At 49.3% G+C, this 18,761-nt stretch carries 17 protein-coding genes, 1 tRNA gene and 3 pseudogenes; 10 read left to right on the forward strand and 11 right to left on the reverse strand.

Going from position 1 to position 18,761, the window contains the following annotated elements; translation table 11 throughout:
• Positions 1–114: 114 nt before the first annotated feature.
• The gene (locus TW89_RS08430; protein WP_004520101.1) at positions 115–504 is read right to left on the reverse strand and encodes a hypothetical protein; all 390 of its coding nucleotides are present in this window, start codon (positions 502–504) and stop codon (positions 115–117) included.
• A 160-nt stretch (positions 505–664) separates the two neighbouring features.
• On the opposite strand from TW89_RS08430, the gene TW89_RS08435 reads away from it, so the two are divergent.
• The 4 genes and pseudogenes from TW89_RS08435 (at position 665) to dapC (ending at position 5,261) form a co-directional block, all read left to right on the forward strand.
• Positions 665–1,540, forward strand: coding sequence for a YoaK family protein (locus TW89_RS08435; RefSeq protein WP_128581144.1), 876 nt, complete (start codon positions 665–667; stop codon positions 1,538–1,540).
• Positions 1,541–1,758: 218 nt separating this feature from the next.
• Positions 1,759–2,439: an OmpA family protein gene (locus tag TW89_RS08440; protein ID WP_004520099.1), complete on the forward strand. Its 681-nt coding sequence runs from the start codon at positions 1,759–1,761 to the stop codon at positions 2,437–2,439.
• Positions 2,440–2,778: 339 nt separating this feature from the next.
• Positions 2,779–3,950, forward strand: a pseudogene (locus tag TW89_RS08445) (NAD(P)H-dependent flavin oxidoreductase).
• A 120-nt stretch (positions 3,951–4,070) separates the two neighbouring features.
• Positions 4,071–5,261 carry a succinyldiaminopimelate transaminase gene (dapC, locus tag TW89_RS08450; RefSeq protein WP_128581145.1) on the forward strand — a complete coding sequence of 397 codons (1,191 nt, stop codon included), beginning with the start codon at positions 4,071–4,073 and terminating at the stop codon, positions 5,259–5,261.
• A gap of 53 nt (positions 5,262–5,314) precedes the next feature.
• Here dapC and TW89_RS08455 read toward each other — a convergent pair whose 3' ends face one another.
• The 7 genes from TW89_RS08455 to TW89_RS08485 form a co-directional block, all read right to left on the reverse strand.
• A complete protein-coding gene (locus TW89_RS08455) occupies positions 5,315–5,485 on the reverse strand; it encodes a rubredoxin (protein ID WP_003747315.1) in 171 nt (56 codons plus the stop codon).
• Between the two features lie 84 nt (positions 5,486–5,569).
• A complete protein-coding gene (locus tag TW89_RS08460; protein WP_128581146.1) occupies positions 5,570–6,661 on the reverse strand; it encodes an acyl-CoA dehydrogenase family protein in 1,092 nt (363 codons plus the stop codon).
• 124 nt (positions 6,662–6,785) lie between these two features.
• Positions 6,786–7,334: a carboxymuconolactone decarboxylase family protein gene (locus TW89_RS08465; protein WP_039862234.1), complete on the reverse strand. Its 549-nt coding sequence runs from the start codon at positions 7,332–7,334 to the stop codon at positions 6,786–6,788.
• A 149-nt stretch (positions 7,335–7,483) separates the two neighbouring features.
• On the reverse strand, positions 7,484–7,906 hold the full coding sequence (locus TW89_RS08470) for a YidB family protein (RefSeq protein ID WP_003684921.1): 423 nt from the start codon (positions 7,904–7,906) through the stop codon (positions 7,484–7,486).
• Between the two features lie 163 nt (positions 7,907–8,069).
• Complete coding sequence (gene ruvX / locus TW89_RS08475) at positions 8,070–8,525, reverse strand: Holliday junction resolvase RuvX (RefSeq protein ID WP_070850680.1); 456 nt, start codon at positions 8,523–8,525, stop codon at positions 8,070–8,072.
• Complete coding sequence (locus tag TW89_RS08480) at positions 8,518–9,066, reverse strand: YqgE/AlgH family protein (protein ID WP_036490388.1); 549 nt, start codon at positions 9,064–9,066, stop codon at positions 8,518–8,520. The genes ruvX and TW89_RS08480 overlap by 8 nt, the downstream gene beginning before the upstream one ends.
• Before the next feature lie 29 nt (positions 9,067–9,095).
• Entirely contained in the window at positions 9,096–9,641 is a 546-nt protein-coding gene (locus tag TW89_RS08485; protein WP_128581147.1) for a CreA family protein, read from the reverse strand.
• Between the two features lie 173 nt (positions 9,642–9,814).
• Here TW89_RS08485 and TW89_RS12240 point away from each other — a divergent pair.
• The 4 genes and pseudogenes from TW89_RS12240 to TW89_RS08505 all read left to right on the forward strand — a co-directional run bounded on the left by TW89_RS12240 (position 9,815) and on the right by TW89_RS08505 (position 15,849).
• A pseudogene (locus TW89_RS12240) lies at positions 9,815–11,733 on the forward strand (peptidoglycan DD-metalloendopeptidase family protein).
• Between the two features lie 214 nt (positions 11,734–11,947).
• Positions 11,948–13,419, forward strand: a pseudogene (locus tag TW89_RS08495) (S41 family peptidase).
• Between the two features lie 95 nt (positions 13,420–13,514).
• Positions 13,515–14,891, forward strand: a complete 1,377-nt coding sequence (radA, locus tag TW89_RS08500) for a DNA repair protein RadA (RefSeq protein ID WP_128581148.1) — start codon at positions 13,515–13,517, stop codon at positions 14,889–14,891.
• A 151-nt stretch (positions 14,892–15,042) separates the two neighbouring features.
• Positions 15,043–15,849, forward strand: a complete 807-nt coding sequence (locus TW89_RS08505; RefSeq protein ID WP_128581149.1) for a DUF4198 domain-containing protein — start codon at positions 15,043–15,045, stop codon at positions 15,847–15,849.
• Positions 15,850–15,948: 99 nt separating this feature from the next.
• Here the strand turns inward: TW89_RS08505 and TW89_RS08510 are convergent, their stop codons facing one another.
• From TW89_RS08510 to TW89_RS08520, 3 genes are all read right to left on the reverse strand, one after another.
• A complete protein-coding gene (locus TW89_RS08510) occupies positions 15,949–16,443 on the reverse strand; it encodes a hypothetical protein (protein WP_128581150.1) in 495 nt (164 codons plus the stop codon).
• A gap of 117 nt (positions 16,444–16,560) precedes the next feature.
• Positions 16,561–17,121: a pseudouridine synthase gene (locus tag TW89_RS08515; RefSeq protein WP_128581151.1), complete on the reverse strand. Its 561-nt coding sequence runs from the start codon at positions 17,119–17,121 to the stop codon at positions 16,561–16,563.
• 82 nt (positions 17,122–17,203) lie between these two features.
• Positions 17,204–17,296 (reverse strand) — tRNA-Ser (locus TW89_RS08520).
• Between the two features lie 199 nt (positions 17,297–17,495).
• On the opposite strand from TW89_RS08520, the gene TW89_RS08525 reads away from it, so the two are divergent.
• The gene (locus tag TW89_RS08525) at positions 17,496–18,008 is read left to right on the forward strand and encodes a hypothetical protein (RefSeq protein WP_283114700.1); all 513 of its coding nucleotides are present in this window, start codon (positions 17,496–17,498) and stop codon (positions 18,006–18,008) included.
• Between the two features lie 52 nt (positions 18,009–18,060).
• Complete coding sequence (locus tag TW89_RS08530) at positions 18,061–18,678, forward strand: 4'-phosphopantetheinyl transferase family protein (RefSeq protein ID WP_128581152.1); 618 nt, start codon at positions 18,061–18,063, stop codon at positions 18,676–18,678.
• Positions 18,679–18,761: the final 83 nt, after the last annotated feature.

An 18,761-nucleotide genomic window follows, 5' to 3' on the forward strand; every position in this document is an offset into this window, starting at 1 on the left:
GTATTGTGTTTGAATAGGCGACTATTGTAAACGTTATTGCCGTTTCAATAAACCTTAGGCCGTCTGAAACCAATAAATATATGCTTTCAGACGGCCCTAAAGTTTGTTAATACCTTACCACCACCAAGGATAACGGCCAAACGGATAGCCCCAATCGTCGTAATAGCGATAGTAGCGGGCTTCGCGCAGCTGTTCTTGGGAAATATAGTTTTGCCATGCCATTTTGTAGCAGGCTTGGAACATCGGGTCGGAAACTTTGTCGATATATTTGAGGCGGAAGGCTTTTTGTTCCGCGGTTGCTACACCGGGTTTGCCTTCTTCGTCAAATTTGCGGCGGATCAGTGCGGCAGTTTCCTGATCGCATTGGGCGGCAAGATTGACTTGAAGATCCTGTTCATAGCGTTTCTGCGCTTGGGCGCGTGCAGCTTTTTGCTCAGGCGTGGTGGCACAGGCGGCAAGCAATGCAACGGCGCCAAACAATAAGGTCAGACGGATAGGATTCATCGGATGTTTCCTTATGTTTATATCTTTCTATTAATGTACGCCCTCATCTTGCAATGAGCAAGTGTAGCAACTTAGGAACACTTTATATTATTTGTTCTTGGTAGCAGACAGTTGCATATAAAATACACCCTGTATGAATGTTTAACTCCAAACCCACTCAATGAACACTGACAAACCGCCCCACTCCTACCGATTGCGCCACCACAGGCAACACACGCCGCCGTTTTGGCAGGCGGATCGCCCGTATCTGCACGAACACAATATTTCCGATGCCCGTTTCAGACGGCTGGGCTACATCATGGCCTTTCTTGCCGGAGCGATTAATGCCGGCGGTTACTTCGCATTCTCACGTTATACCTCCCATGTTACCGGCTCAATGTCGCTGTTGGCAGATGTTTTGTATCTTCAAGAGTGGAGTGTGGCCATTATTGCCACAATCAGCGTGTTGTGTTTTGTTGCCGGTGCCGCGCATTCGGGCTGGGTGATTTTATGGACGCAGCAGATGCGTTTCCGTGGCAGCTTTGGGTTTTCCATGTGGCTGGAAGCAGTTTATCTGTTGATATTCGGTTGGTTCGGTATTGCCGCGATGGAATGGGATTTTGGCGGCTCTGATTTTATTATGCCGTCTTTGGCATTGTTTTTATTGTGTTTTATCATGGGTATGCACAATACGGTTATCACGCTTCTTTCCGGCGGCGCCATCCGTTCCACCCACATGACCGGCACGGCGACCGACTTGGGCATTGAAATTTCACGCGCGCTTTATTACTCCAAACAGCATCATCCGCGCCTGCCGCACGTCCGCGTCAACAAACCGAAAATGTGGCTTTTAAGCGGCTTGATGCTGTCGTTTTTGCTGGGCGGCGTGGTTGGCGTATGGGGTTATCATTTGGTCGGCCATCATTTCGCCCTGCCCGTTTCCGCCGTTTTGCTCATACTGGGTGCGGGCTCGGTGGGATACGATGTCAAGGTCAGATTGAAATGGGCATTCGTCAACTGGTATCGCCGCAAACATAAAAAACGGAAGAAACTGTAAAAAACTTTGCTTGTTATTTCGCGGCAAAATGACCAAACTGTCGGAGAAATGCAGAAATGCTTCAGGATTATGTTAACTGGCAAATATTTTCGTAATATCGGGTTAAACCCATTCTTTTGCGTTTCGGATATTGGGTATCATAAATCCGTAATGACCCACGCGGTTTTTATTCATTTTTTTCAGACGGCCCGGGCCGTCATCTAAAAAGAGGATACGACATGAAATTCTTGAAACCCCTGACCGTTATTGCCACTGCAATTCCTTTGGCGCTCACCGGCTGTGTAACTGATCCTGTTACCGGCCAACAATCCGCCAGCAAAACCGCTATGTACGGTTTGGGCGGTGCGGCTGTTTGCGGCATCGTTGGTGCGCTGACCCACGGCGGCAAAGGCGCGCGTAACTCCGCATTGGCTTGCGGTGCAGTAGGTGCCGGTATCGGCGGTTACATGGACTACCAAGAGAAAAAACTGCGTCAAAGCCTGGCCAACACCAACATTGAAGTTGAACGTCAAGGCAACCAAATCAAACTGGTTATGCCTGAAAACGTAACCTTCGCTACCGGCAGCGCTGCCCTGAGCGGCCATGCTCAAAGCGCCCTGTCTGCCGCTGCGCAAACTTTGGTTCAATATCCTGACACCACTTTGACCATCAACGGCCACACCGACAACACCGGTAACGACGCCATCAACGAGCCATTATCTCGCAACCGTGCCGAATCTGTTGCCACCTTCCTGCAATCCCGTGGCGTAAGCAGCACCCGTTTGAGCACTTTCGGTTACGGCTCCCGTCAACCAATCGCTTCCAACGCTACTGTTGAAGGCCGCGCACAAAACCGCCGCGTTGAAATCTTGATCAACCCTGACCAACGCGCCATTGATGCCGCTAAAAAACAAATGTAATCCGACACCTGTCTGATTCCCATACTTAAGGCCGTCTGAAATTTCAGACGGCCTTTTTCTTTGTAGATTTTGTTTGCAATTTCTTCTCCGCAACCAAATCTGTCATAAAATTTATTCCTTTATTAACAAGACTTTTCAATTTTTCCTTCAAAAAAACTGTATTAATACTCTAATTTTTACACTAACTTAGAGTATAATTCCTAAAATTTTAAAAACACGCCCCATGCCGTCTGAAAAACGGCGGCGAAAACACACTTATTTATATACACATCAGCCCGTTATCCAATCCATTTCATAGGATTTCAGACGGCACCATCCAGAATCTATGAAGGAGCATCCATGCAAAACAACTTTGACCCATTGATTATCCGTGGCAAATCACTGATTCCCGTCGTACAAGGCGGTATGGGTGTAGGCGTTTCCGCATCAAAACTCTCCAGCGCGGTTGCGCGCGAAAACGGCGTAGGTACCATCGCCAGCGTCGATTTGCGCCACTTGCACGAAGATTTGCTGGCCGAATCAAAAATCGATTCCAGCGAAGAAAATACACCCGCCTCAACTGCATCGCGCTTGACCGTGAAATCAAAAAAGCCAAAGCCGATTCAGAAGGCAAAGGCATGATTGCCGTCAACGTCATGAAAGCCGTAAAAGACCATGCCGCCTACGTCCGTCAGGCCTGTGAATCCGGCGCAGACGCGATTGTGATGGGTGCAGGTTTGCCTTTGGATCTGCCTGAAATGGCCGAGGGCTACCACAAAGATGTCGCCCTTTTCCCTATTTTGTCAGAGTCACGCGGTATCAATATCGTTTTGAAACGTTGGATGAAAAAAGGCATCTTGCCCGATGCCATCGTTATCGAACACCCAGCCCACGCAGCCGGCCACTTGGGTGCGGCAACCGTTGACGGCGTGAACGATGCCAAATTCGAGTTCAAACGCGTTATTGAAGAAACGTTTGAAGTATTCAAAAACTTGGGCTTGGAAAGCGAAAAAATCCCGTTGGTACTCGCCGGCGGCATGGCAAACTTTGAAAAAGTCAAAACAGCCTTGAAAAACTGGGGAGCGTCCGCCGTTCAAATCGGTACCGCGTTTGCCGTGACCGAAGAAGGCGATGCCCACATCAACTTCAAGAAAACGCTGGCCGGTGCGGAAACCGAAAAAGTGGTTGAATTCATGTCTGTTGCCGGTTTGCCTGCACGCGGCGTGCGCACCAAATTCCTCGACAACTACATCAAACGCGAGGCCAAATTGCAAGCCAATGCCAAAAACGATCCGCGCCGTTGCACACAAGGCCTGAACTGCCTGACCAGCTGCGGTTTGCGCGACGGTTTGGCCAAAGCCGGTCAATTCTGTATCGACATCCAACTTTCCGCGGCATTCCGCGGCGAAGTCGATAAAGGCCTGTTTTTCCGCGGTAAAGACCCATTGCCGTTTGGCAACGCCATCCGTACGGTTCAAGAAACCATTCATTATCTCTTGAACGGTTCCCTGCCCGTCGTCCCTGCCAAATAAACGCATCAATATTCAAAAGGCCGTCTGAAAACATTTAAACCCTGTTTTCAGACGGCCTTTTTGTCCCAATCCATCTAAAAAATGCTAAGATTATTGCCTTAATTTATCGGCAGAAACATCATGAACCCATTATTAAACCATCTCAAACCCTATCCTTTCGCCCGCCTGCGTGAAGCCATGCAAGGCATTGATGCACCCGAAGGCGTGACGCCCATTCATCTGCAAATTGGCGAGCCGAAACACCCTACGCCCAAAGTCATCACCGACGCGCTGACCGCCTCCCTGCACGAACTGGAAAAATATCCGCTGACCGCAGGCCTGCCCGAACTGCGCCAAGCCTGCGCCGAATGGGTTGCCCACCGTTATGATGGTTTGAGCCTCAATCCCGACAATGAAATTCTGCCCGTATTGGGCAGCCGGGAAGCTTTGTTCTCTTTTATCCAAACCGTTTTAAATCCGGCTTCAGACGGCCCCAAACCAGTCGTTATCAGCCCTAATCCTTTCTATCAAATTTACGAAGGCGCGACTATTTTGGGCGGCGGCGAAATCCATTTTGCCAACTGTCCAGCACCCAGCTTCAACCCCGATTGGAGCAGCCTGCACGAAGACGTATGGCAACGCACCAAAGTCCTGATTGTCTGCTCGCCCAACAACCCGAGCGGCAGCGTCCTGCAATTAGAAGACTGGAAAGAAATTTTTGATTTGCAAGACAAATACGGCTTCGTTATTGCCTCTGACGAATGCTATTCAGAAATCTATTTTGACGGCAACAAGCCGATCGGCGGCCTGCAGGCTGCTGCGCAATTAGGACGCGGCATGCGCAACATTATTATGTTTACCAGCCTGTCCAAACGCTCCAACGTCCCCGGTTTGCGTTCCGGCTTTGTCGCAGGCGATGCCGAGTTGCTCAAAAACTTCCTGCTCTACCGCACCTACCACGGCAGCGCGATGAGCATTCCCGTCCAACGCGCCAGCATTGCCGCTTGGAACGATGAAGAACACGTCATCGACAACCGCCGCCTCTACCAAGAAAAATTCGACCGCGTCATCCCTATTTTGCAACAGGCATTCGATGTCAAACTGCCTGACGCGTCGTTCTACATTTGGCTGAAAGTTCCTGATGGCGACGACTTGGCATTTACGCGCAACCTGTGGCAGAAAGCCGCTATCCAAGTGTTGCCCGGCCGCTTCCTCGCCCGCGATACCGAACAAGGCAATCCGGGCGAAGGCTACGTCCGCATCGCTCTGGTTGCCGATGTGGAAAGCTGCGTCAAAGCGGCTGAAACCATGGTTGCTTTATACCGCCGATAAAACAAAGGCCGTCTGAAATTTCAGACGGCCTTTTTATTAAATAATCGGGTAATTTATATGGTGAAGTCCAGAAGGTAGAAATCTTCTTTGCCTACGCCGCACTCAGGGCATTTCCAGTCGTCGGGAATATCTTCGAACTTGGTACCTGCCGGCAGGCCATGTTCGGGGTCGCCGACATCTTCATCGTAAATCCAGCCGCAAGGGCCGCACATATATTGAGCCATTTTGTGTTCCTTCTATTTTAAAAGGCCGTCTGAAACCGTATTTTCAGACGGCCTTTCGTGTGTTTTATTGTTGATATTTTGAATTTATTGAGCTGCTTCCAAAGCGGCGATTTCTTTACGCAGATGTTTGATGGCCGGTGTTACGATAGCAACAAACATGGCCTCACGGACGCGGCGTTGCGCCGGACTGCGCATCAGATAACCTTTCGCGCCTGCATGCAATGCAGCAGATTGAGTGGCGTTCAATGCCAATACGGCAGCCGCTTCACGTAGTTTTAAGGTTGCCAGCGTGTCAGGTTTGTTGTTCCACGCATCATCGGCAAGGCGTTCGGTTTCCGCCCATGCGCCATCCAATGCGGCTTTCAAATCATCGTAGCTGTGGTCGAGGTAAGCGTTCACTTCCGCGTTCACTACATTGGCCATGCGGATAATGCCGAGCGCACCGTCAATCACACCGGCGCCGATACCCATTTGCAGCAATATGAAACCGGCTTTAATGGTCGGGATATAAGACTGGAACTGCTCAGGCGAAGCAATCACATCTTCATCGGGAATAAACACATCTTTAAAATTCAGGCTGTAAGTGCGCGTGCCTTCCAAACCGCAGAACTCAGGGCAATCTTGCAAGGTAACGCCTTCCCATTGACCACCGGTGATAAACATCACATAGCTGTCGCCAATTTGGGCGGTATTCGCCCAAATATGGTCTTCGCCGATATTGGATACCCAAGGCAAAGCGCCGTTGATTTTGTAGCCGCCTTCGACACGTTCAGCTTGCAGATTGTGTTTTTCGATACCGGCAAGGTGTTTGACAGTATTGGACATACCCGTACCGGCCAAAACTTTGCCCTGCAGAATATCGGCCAAATATTTGTCTTTAACCGCTTGGTTGGGGGATTGATGCAGATACCACGCGCAAGCTGCCTGACACCATGCGCTGAACGAAGTCGCGCCGCATTCTTTACCGATTTCGCGCAATACGGCGATTTGCGTTGCCAAACCCAAACCGTTACCGCCCTCTTCAACCGTACCGGTCGCGGCAAAGCCGCCGATTTTGCCCAATTCCAGCATAAATTCTTTCGGGTACAGGCCTTTGCGGTCGATGTCGTCCACCAATGGTTTTAATTTGCTTTTAACGAGTTCGGCAACATTGTTCAGTAAAGCTTCGCGTGTCATGATTTTTTCCTCTGAATAAGGTTTGAAGCGTAGATGGTTCTATTCATGAATTATTCTTGGCAACAAGGATATCCTTGCTTTTTACTAAAAGGCCGTCTGAATTTTCAGACGGCCTTTGATGAGATTAGGCAAATGCCTGCAATTCAGGGTTGATTTCAGTTTTGGCAAGGTTGTTGACGTAGTTGCACAAGGTTGCCAAAGCAACGCCCATAACTACTTCAACGGCTTGCTGTTGGTTGTAACCGGCATCGAAGAATGCTTTCAGCTCGTCGTCGGATACCGCGCCTTTTTTCGCCATAACGGCTTGGGTGAATGTCGCCAAAGCACTCAGTTTGGCATCGTCAAACTCACCCGCAGCCAACGCGCGTGCGGCTTTGATGGATTGTTCGGACAACAGTTTTTTCAGGGTAGCCAGTTTGGTGTGGCCGGCAACGCAGAAACCGCATTCGTTGGTACGGGCGGCGATAATTTGGACAACTTCGACTTCGCCGTCAGTCAGGCTGTTGGCCGCATTCAGCTTGCCAACTTCTTGATAAAACGCCAAAGCTTCAGGCGCATTGGCCAAAACGCCGATCAGGTTAGGAATAAAGCCGTTGTTTTTCAATACGGCTTCAATGCGTGGTTTGGCGGCTTCAGGAGCGGTTTCGACTGTGTGTATGGTCAAGCGGGACATGTGTATAACCTTCTTATCTGGTGAAATGAAGTGCACATCATAAGCCATCCGTCTCCATCAGAAAAAGACTTATTGGTTATTTACCGCGAACCAAAAGTTATAAGGCCGTCTGAACGGATTCAGACGGCCTTATCAAATGATTCAACTCATTATTTCATAAAGTTTTTCAGTAGCATAGAAGCGATGTCGTCCAAGCCGAAGCCATCCGCATCTTGAGCCGTGCCGTTAGGCGTCGCTTTATCGACCAAGTCTGGCAACACTTTTGCCAACAAATCGCCTGCTTGGCCGGCATCCACGCCGAATTTTTGCGCGATTTGGTTCACGGTATCGCTGCCCAAAGCATTTTGCAGATCGCTGCCGGACACAGGCAGGTTGCTGGATTGGTTGGAAACCCAGCTGCTCAGGGCATCGCCCAAACCGCCTTGTTGCAGTTGGTTGATCAGGTTGCCCACGCCGCCTTGCTGTTTCACTAAATCCATCGCCATATCGGTCAGAGAACCTTGTGCGCCGTTTTCGCTGTTGCCACCCAACATTTGGGTAGCCGCATTCAAAAGATTGTCCATGAGTGCCATGACTTTTTCCTTGTATTTGTGTCTAAAAAAGAGAACGGAGTGTAGCAAAATTTGCACTGAAAAAAATCAGGCTTAACCAAACTAAACTTCTTTTATCCCAAAGCCGTAACAAAACAAAGGCCGTCTGAAACCTGGTTTCAGACGGCCTTTATAATGAATAATGCTATTCTTCGCGGCCATTGAAATACTCGGCCGCTCCACCTTCAAAAAAGCCTTGCAAAATCGCCTGCGCCGCTACTTGGTCAAGTACGGATTTTTGTTTTCGGCCAAATACTTGGGCTTCAGCAAGCAGGCTTTCCGCGTATAGGGAAGACATCCTTTCGTCCACCCAATAAACCGGCAAGTTAAAACGTCCGTGCAAACGGCGGCCAAACTTACGGCTCAAACGGGTCAGCTCATGCTCCGTGCCATCGGTATGCGTCGGCAGGCCGACCACAAAATACTTGGGTTGCCATTCTTTGACCAGCTTGGCAATGGCCTCGAATTTTTCATCGTTGCTGTTGCCGGTTACCGTCGCCAGCGGATGGCTCATACCCAGCTCTGCCTCGCCCTGCGCCACGCCGATGCGTGCTTCGCCGAAATCAAAGGCCAAAACCGTGCCTTTTGGTGCTTCAGGCATGGCCGACTCCTGAAAACAAAGCGTTCGGATTGACGCCCAATTTTTCAAAAGCGGCGGCATAACGGAGTTCGTAAGGCACATCAAACAGAATATGCTCGTCCGCAGGAACGGTCAGCCAAACATTTTCTGCCAGCTCGCGCTCCAACTGCCCTTTGCCCCATTTCGAATAACCAATGCTGATCAAAGCCTTATCCACCGCGCCTTCTTTAGACAGGTTTTCAATCACATCACGCGAAGAAGTCAGTGCCACGTTATCGGTTACCACCATGCTGTTTTGCCAGCGGCCGATCGGCGTATGCACGACATAGCCGCGCTCAATCTGAACCGGCCCGCCCATCATCACGTTTTCATGTTGCAGGCGCAACGGGATATTGCGGTCGGCGGCGGCGAAAATCATGTCCATGGTAATCGGCGAAGGCTTGTTGATGATGATGCCCAGCGCACCTTCTTCATCGTGTTCGCACACATAAATGACCGTATCCGTAAAAAACGGATCGTCCATATGAGGCATGGCAATCAGGAAATGGTTGGCTAAATTCATATTCTTCTTAATCTATTAAGCTGATTTTATTATTTTTGGCCGTCGGAAATCGGCGCGTCCACCACGCAGGCGCCATAAACTGCGCCGCCTGCCGGTACCGGCGTATCGGTTTTCGCATGGGCAAAACACGATACCGCACTCAAAGAGTTTTTCGGCGAGCCTTGAACGATTTTATCGCTGTACACCAAATAAGCAAAAGACTTACGTTTCGGGTCGTAATAGCGGATAATCTGCTGGCTCTTAAATGCTATGCTGGCGCTGCGTTTGAACACTTGTCGCGGTTTCAAAACCGCAGCCTCGTTATAACGGATGACTTCCGCACTTTGTACACAGGAAACGGATGCGTCGCTGGCATCTTCTTCCAGATTGACCGTTTCTTTCAAACCGCCTTTTTTTGCGTACGAAATATAACAGGCAACCCCCTGCACATCAGGATCGTCAAAACCTTCCACTTCAATACGGTCGTTTTTACCCAACATATGAAACACCGTACTGGCGCGTCCGATTTTATCGGTATCGTTACCGCAAGCCGCCAAAACCATGGCGCCCAACACTACTAATAAATATTTTTTCATAATATCCTGTCAATGCAGACTGTCAGTTTCCAGACAGGCGGAATCATATCCGCCTACTCCATCATTACTATATAAGACCGTTCGTCCATATTGCAACCCAATATTATTTTCAGACGGCCTGACAGACAGTATAATCCGTCCTATTGTTCCTACTTTAATAGCAAGATCGAACCATGCGTTACAAACCCCTCATCCTCGCCCTGCTGCTCAGCTTCTCCCTGCCAACCCATGCTGCCAAAGACGCGCCGAAAGAAAAAGCGGCCGCCGTCAAAAAAGCTGCGCCCGTGAAAAAAGAGAAAGAAGCCGCCAAGGCGGATGTCAAAAAAGAAACCTCAAAAAAACAAGCCGTAAAAGAAAAAGAGGAAGACAAAAAAGCGGTTAAAGCCAAAGCCTCCAAAGAGAAGGAAACCGCCGACAAGAACGAACGCGCTTCAGCCAAAAACAAACCGGCTAAAGCCGCCGAAGCCGCGGCCGACAATAAAAAGGCCAACCGCAAAACCGAAGAGCCTAAAGAAACAGCCAAAGACAAAAAAGCCGCAGCCGCAAAACCCGGCAAAGCCAAAGAACAAGACAAAAAACCTGTTGAAGATAAAAAAGACAGCAAAACCAAAGAACCCGTAAAAAAAGCAGAACCTAAAGAAACCAAAACCAAAGAGCCTGCTAAAAAAGCGGCTGAGGATAAAAAAGACCGTCAATCCAAAGAACCAGTAAAAAAAGCAGTCGAAGACAAAAAGGCTGACGCCAAAGAAACCAAAGCTAAAGAGCCTGCGAAAAAAGCTGTTGAAGACAAAAAAGACGCTAAAAAAGACATAAAAGCCAAAGAGCAAAACAAAAAGACGAGCCTAAAGCTGAGCCTAAAGCCGTCTCTTCAGCCGACAACGATTTCAAAGCAGCCGTGACTGCCGCCGCCAACGATATTGAAACCAAGAAATCCTTTGCCAAACGCAACGAGGGTTTCATTATCCATGTTAATGCCACGCTCAAACAGCTGCAACAAACGCGCAACAACCTCTCCGGCATCAACCGCAAACAACGCGACGCTTGGGAAAAATTCCAAAAACTTAATGCCGATGCCAACCAGTTGAAAGCCGAAGTTTCCAACACGCGCGCCCAAATTTCACGTTTTGTGTCCGGCAACTATAAAAACAGCCAGCCCAACGCGGTTGCCCTCTTCCTGAAAAACGCCGATGCCGGTCAAAAAACCCGCTTCCTGCGTTACACGCGTTATATCAACAACGCCAACGACCAAGTCATGAGAGACTTGGAAAAACAACAAAAAGAGCTGGCGGCGCAAGAGCAAAAAATCAACAATGAATTAGCTTACCTGAAAAAACTGCAAGCCAATATCCAAGCCTCGTTGCGTCAACAAGGCGTGACCAATACCGCCGAACAAGCCGAAAGCCGCCGTCAAAACGCGGCAATGGCCAAAGAAGCGCAAAAGAAAATCAACCACAGAGAAAACGAGCAGCGCCTCAACAATCTCTTGAAAGATTTGGAAAAACGCAAAGCCGAGCAACGCAAAGCCGAAGCCGAAGCGCGTAAAAAAGCCGCCGAAGCCCGTTTGGCCGCCGCCGAAAAAGCACGCAAAGAGCAGGCTGCCGCCCAACAAAAAGCCGAAGCCGAACGCGCCGCCATGTCCACGCTGACTGACGAAGACATGAAACTGCAAGCCCCAAATACCCAAGGCTTGACCGTCAGCAACGCCAACAGCTTCAGCCGTATGCAAGGCCGTCTGAAAAAACCGGTCAACGGCACATTGGCAGGCCTGTTCGGTCAAGACCGCGGCGATGGCGAAGTTTGGAAAGGCGTGTTCTACAATACCGTTCCGGCTCCGGTCAGCAGCATTGCCTCAGGCACAGTTACTTTTGCCGGCGAGCTTGAAGGCTACGGCAAAGTAGTCGTCCTTGATCACGGCGACGGCTATGTCAGCATTTACTCTGGTTTGAGTGAAATCGACATCGCCCAAAACTACGCCGTCAATGCCGGCAGTAAAATTGGCACCAGCGGCACTTTGCCGTCGGGCGAAACCGGCCTTTATCTTGAAGTCCGCTACAACGGACAAGTCATGAATCCGCTTTCATGGATTAACTGATGCTTCAGACGGCCTGAGTGAATTTTCCCTCCAGGCCGTCTGAATTTTCATCATAAACTACAATAAAACACGATTTTCACGCCTGTTCAGCACATTAAACAACAAACTTTTACCTTAAACTTATTGTTCCGAGCGTTTAAATCACATAAAGTCAACAGGTTCAGAGAAAACAAAAACCACTTTGCTTACCGTACACAAAAAGAAAGTCAAACGAATGTCAACAAAATCCACTTTGAAAAAAGTTGCAATCTACACTCTCGGCGCATTTAGCGGCATCGCCCTCAGTCTGAGTGTACAAAGTTTTGCCGCCGAAAAAGACAAAAAAGACAACGAGGCCCTGCCCGTGCAGACCATCCGCACCATGGCAGAAGTGTACGGCCAAATCAAAGCCAACTATTACCAAGACAAACCCGACGCCGAGCTTTTTGAAGGCGCAATGAAAGGCATGGTGTCCGATCTCGATCCGCATTCCGAGTACATGGACAAAAAAGGCTATGCCGAAATGAAAGAATCCACCAGCGGCGAATTCGGCGGCCTGGGCATGGAAATCGGACAAGAAGACGGCTTCGTCAAAGTCGTTGCCCCGATTGAAGATACGCCTGCAGAACGCGCCGGCGTGAAAAGCGGCGACTTCATCGTCAAAATCGACAATACCTCTACACGCGGCCTGACCGTCAGCGAAGCCGTCAAAAAAATGCGCGGCAAACCGGGTACCAAAATCACCCTGACCCTTTCACGCAAAAATGCCGACAAACCCATCGTCGTCAACCTGACCCGCGCCATCATCAAAGTCAAAAGCGTGCGCCATCATCTACTTGAAAAAGACTACGGCTACATCCGCGTCTCCCAATTCCAAGAGCGCACCGTTGCCGCCCTTAATGAAGCCGCACAAGCCCTTGTCAAAGAAACAAAGGCCCGCTCAAAGGCATCATCCTCGACTTGCGCGACGACCCAGGTGGCCTGCTCAACGGCGCAGTCGGCGTATCCGCAGCCTTCCTGCAACCTGACGTAACCGTTGTCAGCACCAAAGGCCGCAACAAAAAAGAAGGCATGGTTCTCAAAGCAACAGCCGAAGACTACATCACCACCAGCGGCAAAGACCCGTTGGCCGGATTGCCTGCCGAGCTGAAAACCATTCCTATGACCGTCCTGATTAACGCAGGCTCGGCCTCCGCTTCCGAAATCGTTGCCGGCGCATTGCAAGACCACAAACGCGCCGTCGTCGTCGGCACACAAAGTTTCGGCAAAGGCTCAGTGCAAACCCTGATTCCGCTTTCCGGCGGTAGCGCAGTCAAACTGACCACCGCGCTGTACTACACGCCGAACGACCGCTCGATTCAGGCGCAAGGCATTGTCCCTGACGTTGAAGTTAAAGACAAAGACCGCGCCTTTGAAAGCCGCGAAGCCGATTTGGTCGGCCATATCGGTAATCCGCTGGGCGGCCAAGACGTCAACAGCAGCAACGAAACGCCTGCCAACACAGAAACCAAAGCCGATAAAGATAAGTCTAAAAAAGACAAAGACGAAGATATCTCCAGCCGCCGCATTCCCAATCCGGCCAAAGACGATCAGCTCCGCAAAGCCTTGGACTTGGTGAAAAATCCAGCCGAATGGCAAAAATCTTTGGGCTTGGCAGCGAAAAAACCTGCACCGAAAAAAGATGCGGATAAAGACAGCAAAAAATAAACCTGTTATTTCTCAATAAAAAAGGTCGTCTGAAAACGATATGATTGTTTTCAGACGACCTTTTCACACATCAAATATTCCACAGGGAAAACACCATGGCAAAAGCCCCCAAAACCATCTACCAATGTTCCGAATGCGGCGGCACTTCCCCAAAATGGCAGGGTAAATGCCCGCATTGCGGCGAGTGGAACACGCTTCAGGAAAGCCTGGCCGCGCCCAAACCGAAAAACGCCCGCTTCCAATCTTGGGCGGCGGACACTTCTACCGTCCAATCCCTCTCCGCCGTCACCGCTACCGAAGTGCCGCGCAATCCGACCGGCATGGGCGAACTCGACCGTGTATTGGGCGGCGGTTTGGTCGATGGCGCGGTCATCCTGCTCGGCGGCGACCCCGGTATCGGTAAATCCACACTGCTGTTGCAAACCATCGCCAAAATGGCGCAAAACCGCAAAGTGCTGTACGTTTCCGGCGAGGAATCCGCCCAACAAGTTGCCCTGCGCGCGCAACGTTTGGATCTGCCCACCGAAGGCGTGAACCTGCTTGCCGAAATCCGCATGGAAGCAATTCAGACGGCCTTGAAACAGCATCAGCCCGAAGTCGTCGTCATTGACTCCATCCAAACCATGTATTCCGACCAAATCACTTCCGCCCCCGGTTCCGTGTCGCAGGTGCGCGAGTGTGCCGCCCAACTGACGCGTATGGCGAAACAGATGGGCATCGCCATAATACTGGTCGGACACGTTACCAAAGACGGCGCGATTGCCGGCCCGCGCGTGCTGGAGCATATGGTCGATACCGTACTGTATTTCGAGGGCGACCAACATTCCAACTACCGCATGATACGCGCCATCAAAAACCGTTTTGGTGCGGCAAACGAATTGGGCGTATTCGCCATGACCGAAAACGGTTTGAAAGGCGTATCCAACCCGTCCGCCATCTTCCTCGCCAGCTACCGTGACGACACGCCCGGCTCGTGTGTTTTGGTCACTCAAGAAGGCAGCCGCCCGCTTTTGGTCGAAATTCAGGCATTGGTCGATGACGCTCACGGCTTCACCCCCAAACGCCTCACAGTCGGCCTCGAACAAAACCGTCTCGCCATGCTGCTCGCCGTCCTCAACCGCCACGGCGGCATTGCCTGCTTCGACCAAGACGTGTTCCTCAATGCCGTCGGCGGCGTCAAAATCGGTGAACCTGCCGCCGACCTTGCTGTCATCCTCGCCATGCTCTCCAGCTTCCGCAACCGCCCCATGCCCGAAAAAACCGTGGTATTCGGCGAAATCGGCTTAAGCGGCGAAGTCCGCCCTGTCGCACGCGGACAAGAGCGGCTCAAAGAAGCGGAAAAACTCGGCTTCAAACGCGCCATCGTCCCCAAAGCCAATATGCCGCGCAATGCCAAAGAGTTTCCGAACCTGAAAATCTACGGCGTCAGCAGTTTGCAGGAAGCGATTGATGTTTGTCGTGACGGGGACTAAACCGTTTCGATAATCCGATTCAAAAAACAATCAGCTAAAAGGCCGTCTGAAAGTTTTCAGACGGCCTCTCTTTAAATTTAAATAATTTTGTTATATTATAACGAACGACTTTATTCTATCTTTTCTACACATCGAAAATCGGAGAGGAATCATGAAAAAAACCGCTTTGCTTATCGCATCCGCCTTCCTGTTCAGCACTGCCGCACACGCCCACCGCGTTTGGGTTGAAACCGCCCACACACATGGCGGCGAATACCTTGAAGCCGAATTGGGCTATGGCGAATTCCCGGAACTTGAGCCCATCGCCAAAGACCGCCTGCACATTTTCAGCAAACCCATGCAACTGGTGACTGAAAAAGGCAAAGAAAACATGATTCAAAAAGGCACATACAATTACCAATACCGCAGCAAACTGCCGGTCAAAGACGGCAGCTATTTGGTAACCGCCGAATATCAACCGACTTTCTGGTCAAAAAACAGCGCGGGTTGGAAACAGGCAAGCATCAAAGAAATGCCTGATGCCAGCTATTGCGAACAAACCCGAATGTTCGGTAAAAACATCGTCAATGTCGGCCACGAAAGCGCAGATAGCTCCATCATCACCAAACAAGTCGGCCAACATTTGGAAATCGTACCTTTGGACAACCCTGCCAACGTCCACGTCGGCGAACGCTTCAAAGTCCGCGTCCTCTTCAATGGCGAGCCGCTGCCGAACGCCACCGTTACCGCCACATTTGACGGCTTCGACACCAGCGACCGCAGCAAAACCCATAAAACCGAAGCCCAAGCCTTCTCCGATACCACCGATGACAAAGGCGAAGTCAGCATCATTCCATTGCGCCAAGGTTTCTGGAAAGCCAGCGTAGAACACAAAGCCGATTTCCCCGATCAAAGCGTGTGCCAAAAACAGGCGAACTACACTACTTTGACCTTCCAAATCGGTCATTCACATCATTAATACCCAATAACAAAGGTCGTCTGAAAACCGTATTGCAGGGGTTTCAGACGACCTTTTTATCTATATTTTAAAATTAAGATATTTTTGAGAAATAAAATTTTAGTAATCTGTGTAAACAGTTAGGTTACCTGTTCTCCAATGTTCTGTATCCCATGATAGAACATCTGGTAAATCTCTATAAATAGCTCGCTGGTTGAATCTAGGCTGTCCGTCTTTTGTGAACCAATAATTTATTACTGTTGTTGATTTAGGCGGAGAAATTTTTTTCTTTTCGTTTAAAGAGGGTTGCCAGAAATAAATAATCAGTGCTTCAGCCATTTCAAGATAATAACGGCTCGCATTTGCTGGCACAACCACTGTTCCCAACCAAAATTCCTGTTCTCTTGTAATAAGTGGGAGTTTGTGATGATTCCTAAATCTTGAGGAGAAATTTCCTTCTGTAATGCCACAATATTGGATGGAATTATCACCTCTTTCATATTTTTGTTTGCCTGCCGCAAGATACAATCCATTTCTCAACTCTAGATTGTTAGTAATATCATCGTATGAATATGGACCTTTCCAATTAATAATCAGCGTAGTATGTTCTGACATTTCATAACCTCAGGCAGTGATTTTAAATTTCACAAAAATAAATAAATATTAAATATAAATAACAATATTTAATATTTTATCAGACAATTTAATGGATTAGTATTTTATTAATTTTAATCAAGGTTTATACGGCGCAAACTCCCATTGTCCAAGCCCCAAGCCCAAATCGAACACGTTCAGACGGCCTATTGCCACACGGACCAAGCGCAAACATGGAAAGCCTGCTTTCGCCGTCATCCTTCGCACTTGACGGTTTTTCCCTTCCGAAATTTTGATTTCCACCCAAAAATCAGGCACGGACTTGCGCACGCGAATCGGCGGCACGCGCAGCCATAAAACATCCGCTTCGCCCTCTTCCAATACCCTGACCTCGGCCGGACGGGTGACAAAATCGCCCAAATCTACGCCACGGCGCAACAAATCCAATTTGGCTTCATCAGGAGAACCCTCCACCTGCGCCCAATAAGTTTTGACTTGCTTGAATTTCGGGTCGGCAATCTGCGCCTGCAAACGGCCATTATTGGTCAGCAGCAGCAAACCCTCGCTGTCCGTATCCAAACGTCCGGCCGGATAAAATCCTGGTTTCTCGACAAAATCCTTAAGGCACTGATGTTTTTCATGTTCAGAAAACTGGCAAATCACGCCATAAGGCTTGTTTAGGATAATCAAATCGTTCATTTCACACTTTCAGACGGCCTTAGATTCCAAGCAATCTCGGATAATAAAAAAAGACACCGTATAAAACGGTGTCTTTCATATTTGGCGGAGTAAGAGGGATTCGAACCCTCGATGCAGGTTGACCCCACATGCTTCCTTAGCAGGGAAGTGCCTTCAGCCTCTCAGCCATTACTCCTAAGGAAGACCGCAATATACGCTTTCTGCCCTCCTTCGTCAAGCATTACCGCCTCAAACTTTCTTAACACCATGAAATCATTTAAATAAAAATATAATATTTTTTACATCATCCTATTTTTATACTTCTTTCATATATGTTAAAATGATTCTGTTTTCTGTAAACCTTTTTTCACACCCCTTATTACAAAGGAGTTCGTATGTTACGTTTTTCTGCTTTGGTTGCTGTATCCGCCCTAATGCTTGCCGCTTGCTCACAATCCGGCAATTCCCAACCATCTGCTTCCTCCTCTCAAACTTCTACTCAAAAAACAACTGCCGCCGGTTCTGCCTGCCGCAGCATGGGTGAAGGCCATAAAGTCAATGGCAAAGGTCAAAACGATATTTATATGTGTAAAGTCGATGTCGCTTTGAACTCTACCGAAGCCAAATCCGCTTTGGACCCCAGCATCCGCGTTCACTACGGCAGCACATCCGGCGCGACTTTGACTTCCCGTCAAATCTCCAACTCAGTCGGCAAAACCCCTGACGAAACCTGCCAACGCGCATTCTTGAGCGCAGTTAAACGCTTCCAAAGCACTGCGCATCGCAAAAAAGCCAAATCCGTTCATCTGGTTAGCTACTTTGATAAAGTAACCAAAGGCGGTAACGAGTACGAATGCCACATCGCTACATTCAACAGCCGTGTGGTTTTGAAAGGCAGCTTCCACTAAGCAATGTCAAAAATGCCGGACTTCAAGATGAAGTTTGGCATTTTTCTATTTTATGGATACGACAACCCTTCACTGCCTGCTAGCCGATCCGTCTTTTGCCGCCTGCTACGACCATGCCTCTCTAAATGCAGCCGATTGCCAACGTTTGGCTGCCACGCCGCAACTGGCGCAGCGTCAAGACTGGCAAGTCAGCCGCGCATTAAAACAGCAAACCGATTTACCGACCGTATCGCTGAGCCACAGCAAAGGCTTTGCCGCTTTATTGTGTGCGCCTCAACCCTTAACAGCCGGTGTCGATATCGAATTTATCCGCCCGCGTGATTTTAAAGCGCTGTCGGCTTTGGTCTGCACGCAGGAAGAACAAGACTTTTTGGAAACGGCAAACTGGCCGTCTGAAACGTTTTACCGATTGTGGTGTTTCAAAGAAGCCCTGATTAAAGCAGCGAATTTGGATTTCCCGTCAGACATGAAATCGGTCGGCTATATTTTCGATTTGGGACAACCTGTCGGTTTACGCGCCGGAAAGCAAACCGATTGGCGCGGTACAAGCGCGACTTTGGCGGATACGATGGCAATTGCCTGCGTTTGGCAGGGAAAAGCCGTCGCCCTGCAATGGCAGTTTTTCGGTTCGCTTCAACCCAATGATTTAACAGACCGGCAAACTATCTAACAACTGACAAACTAATAATAATCTGATTTAATTTACTGGACTTTTACTTATTCCACACACCAACAGCAGCATTTGCAAAAGGC

Source organism: Neisseria flavescens, from assembly GCF_001618065.1.
In the GTDB taxonomy this organism is placed as follows: domain Bacteria; phylum Pseudomonadota; class Gammaproteobacteria; order Burkholderiales; family Neisseriaceae; genus Neisseria; species Neisseria flavescens_A.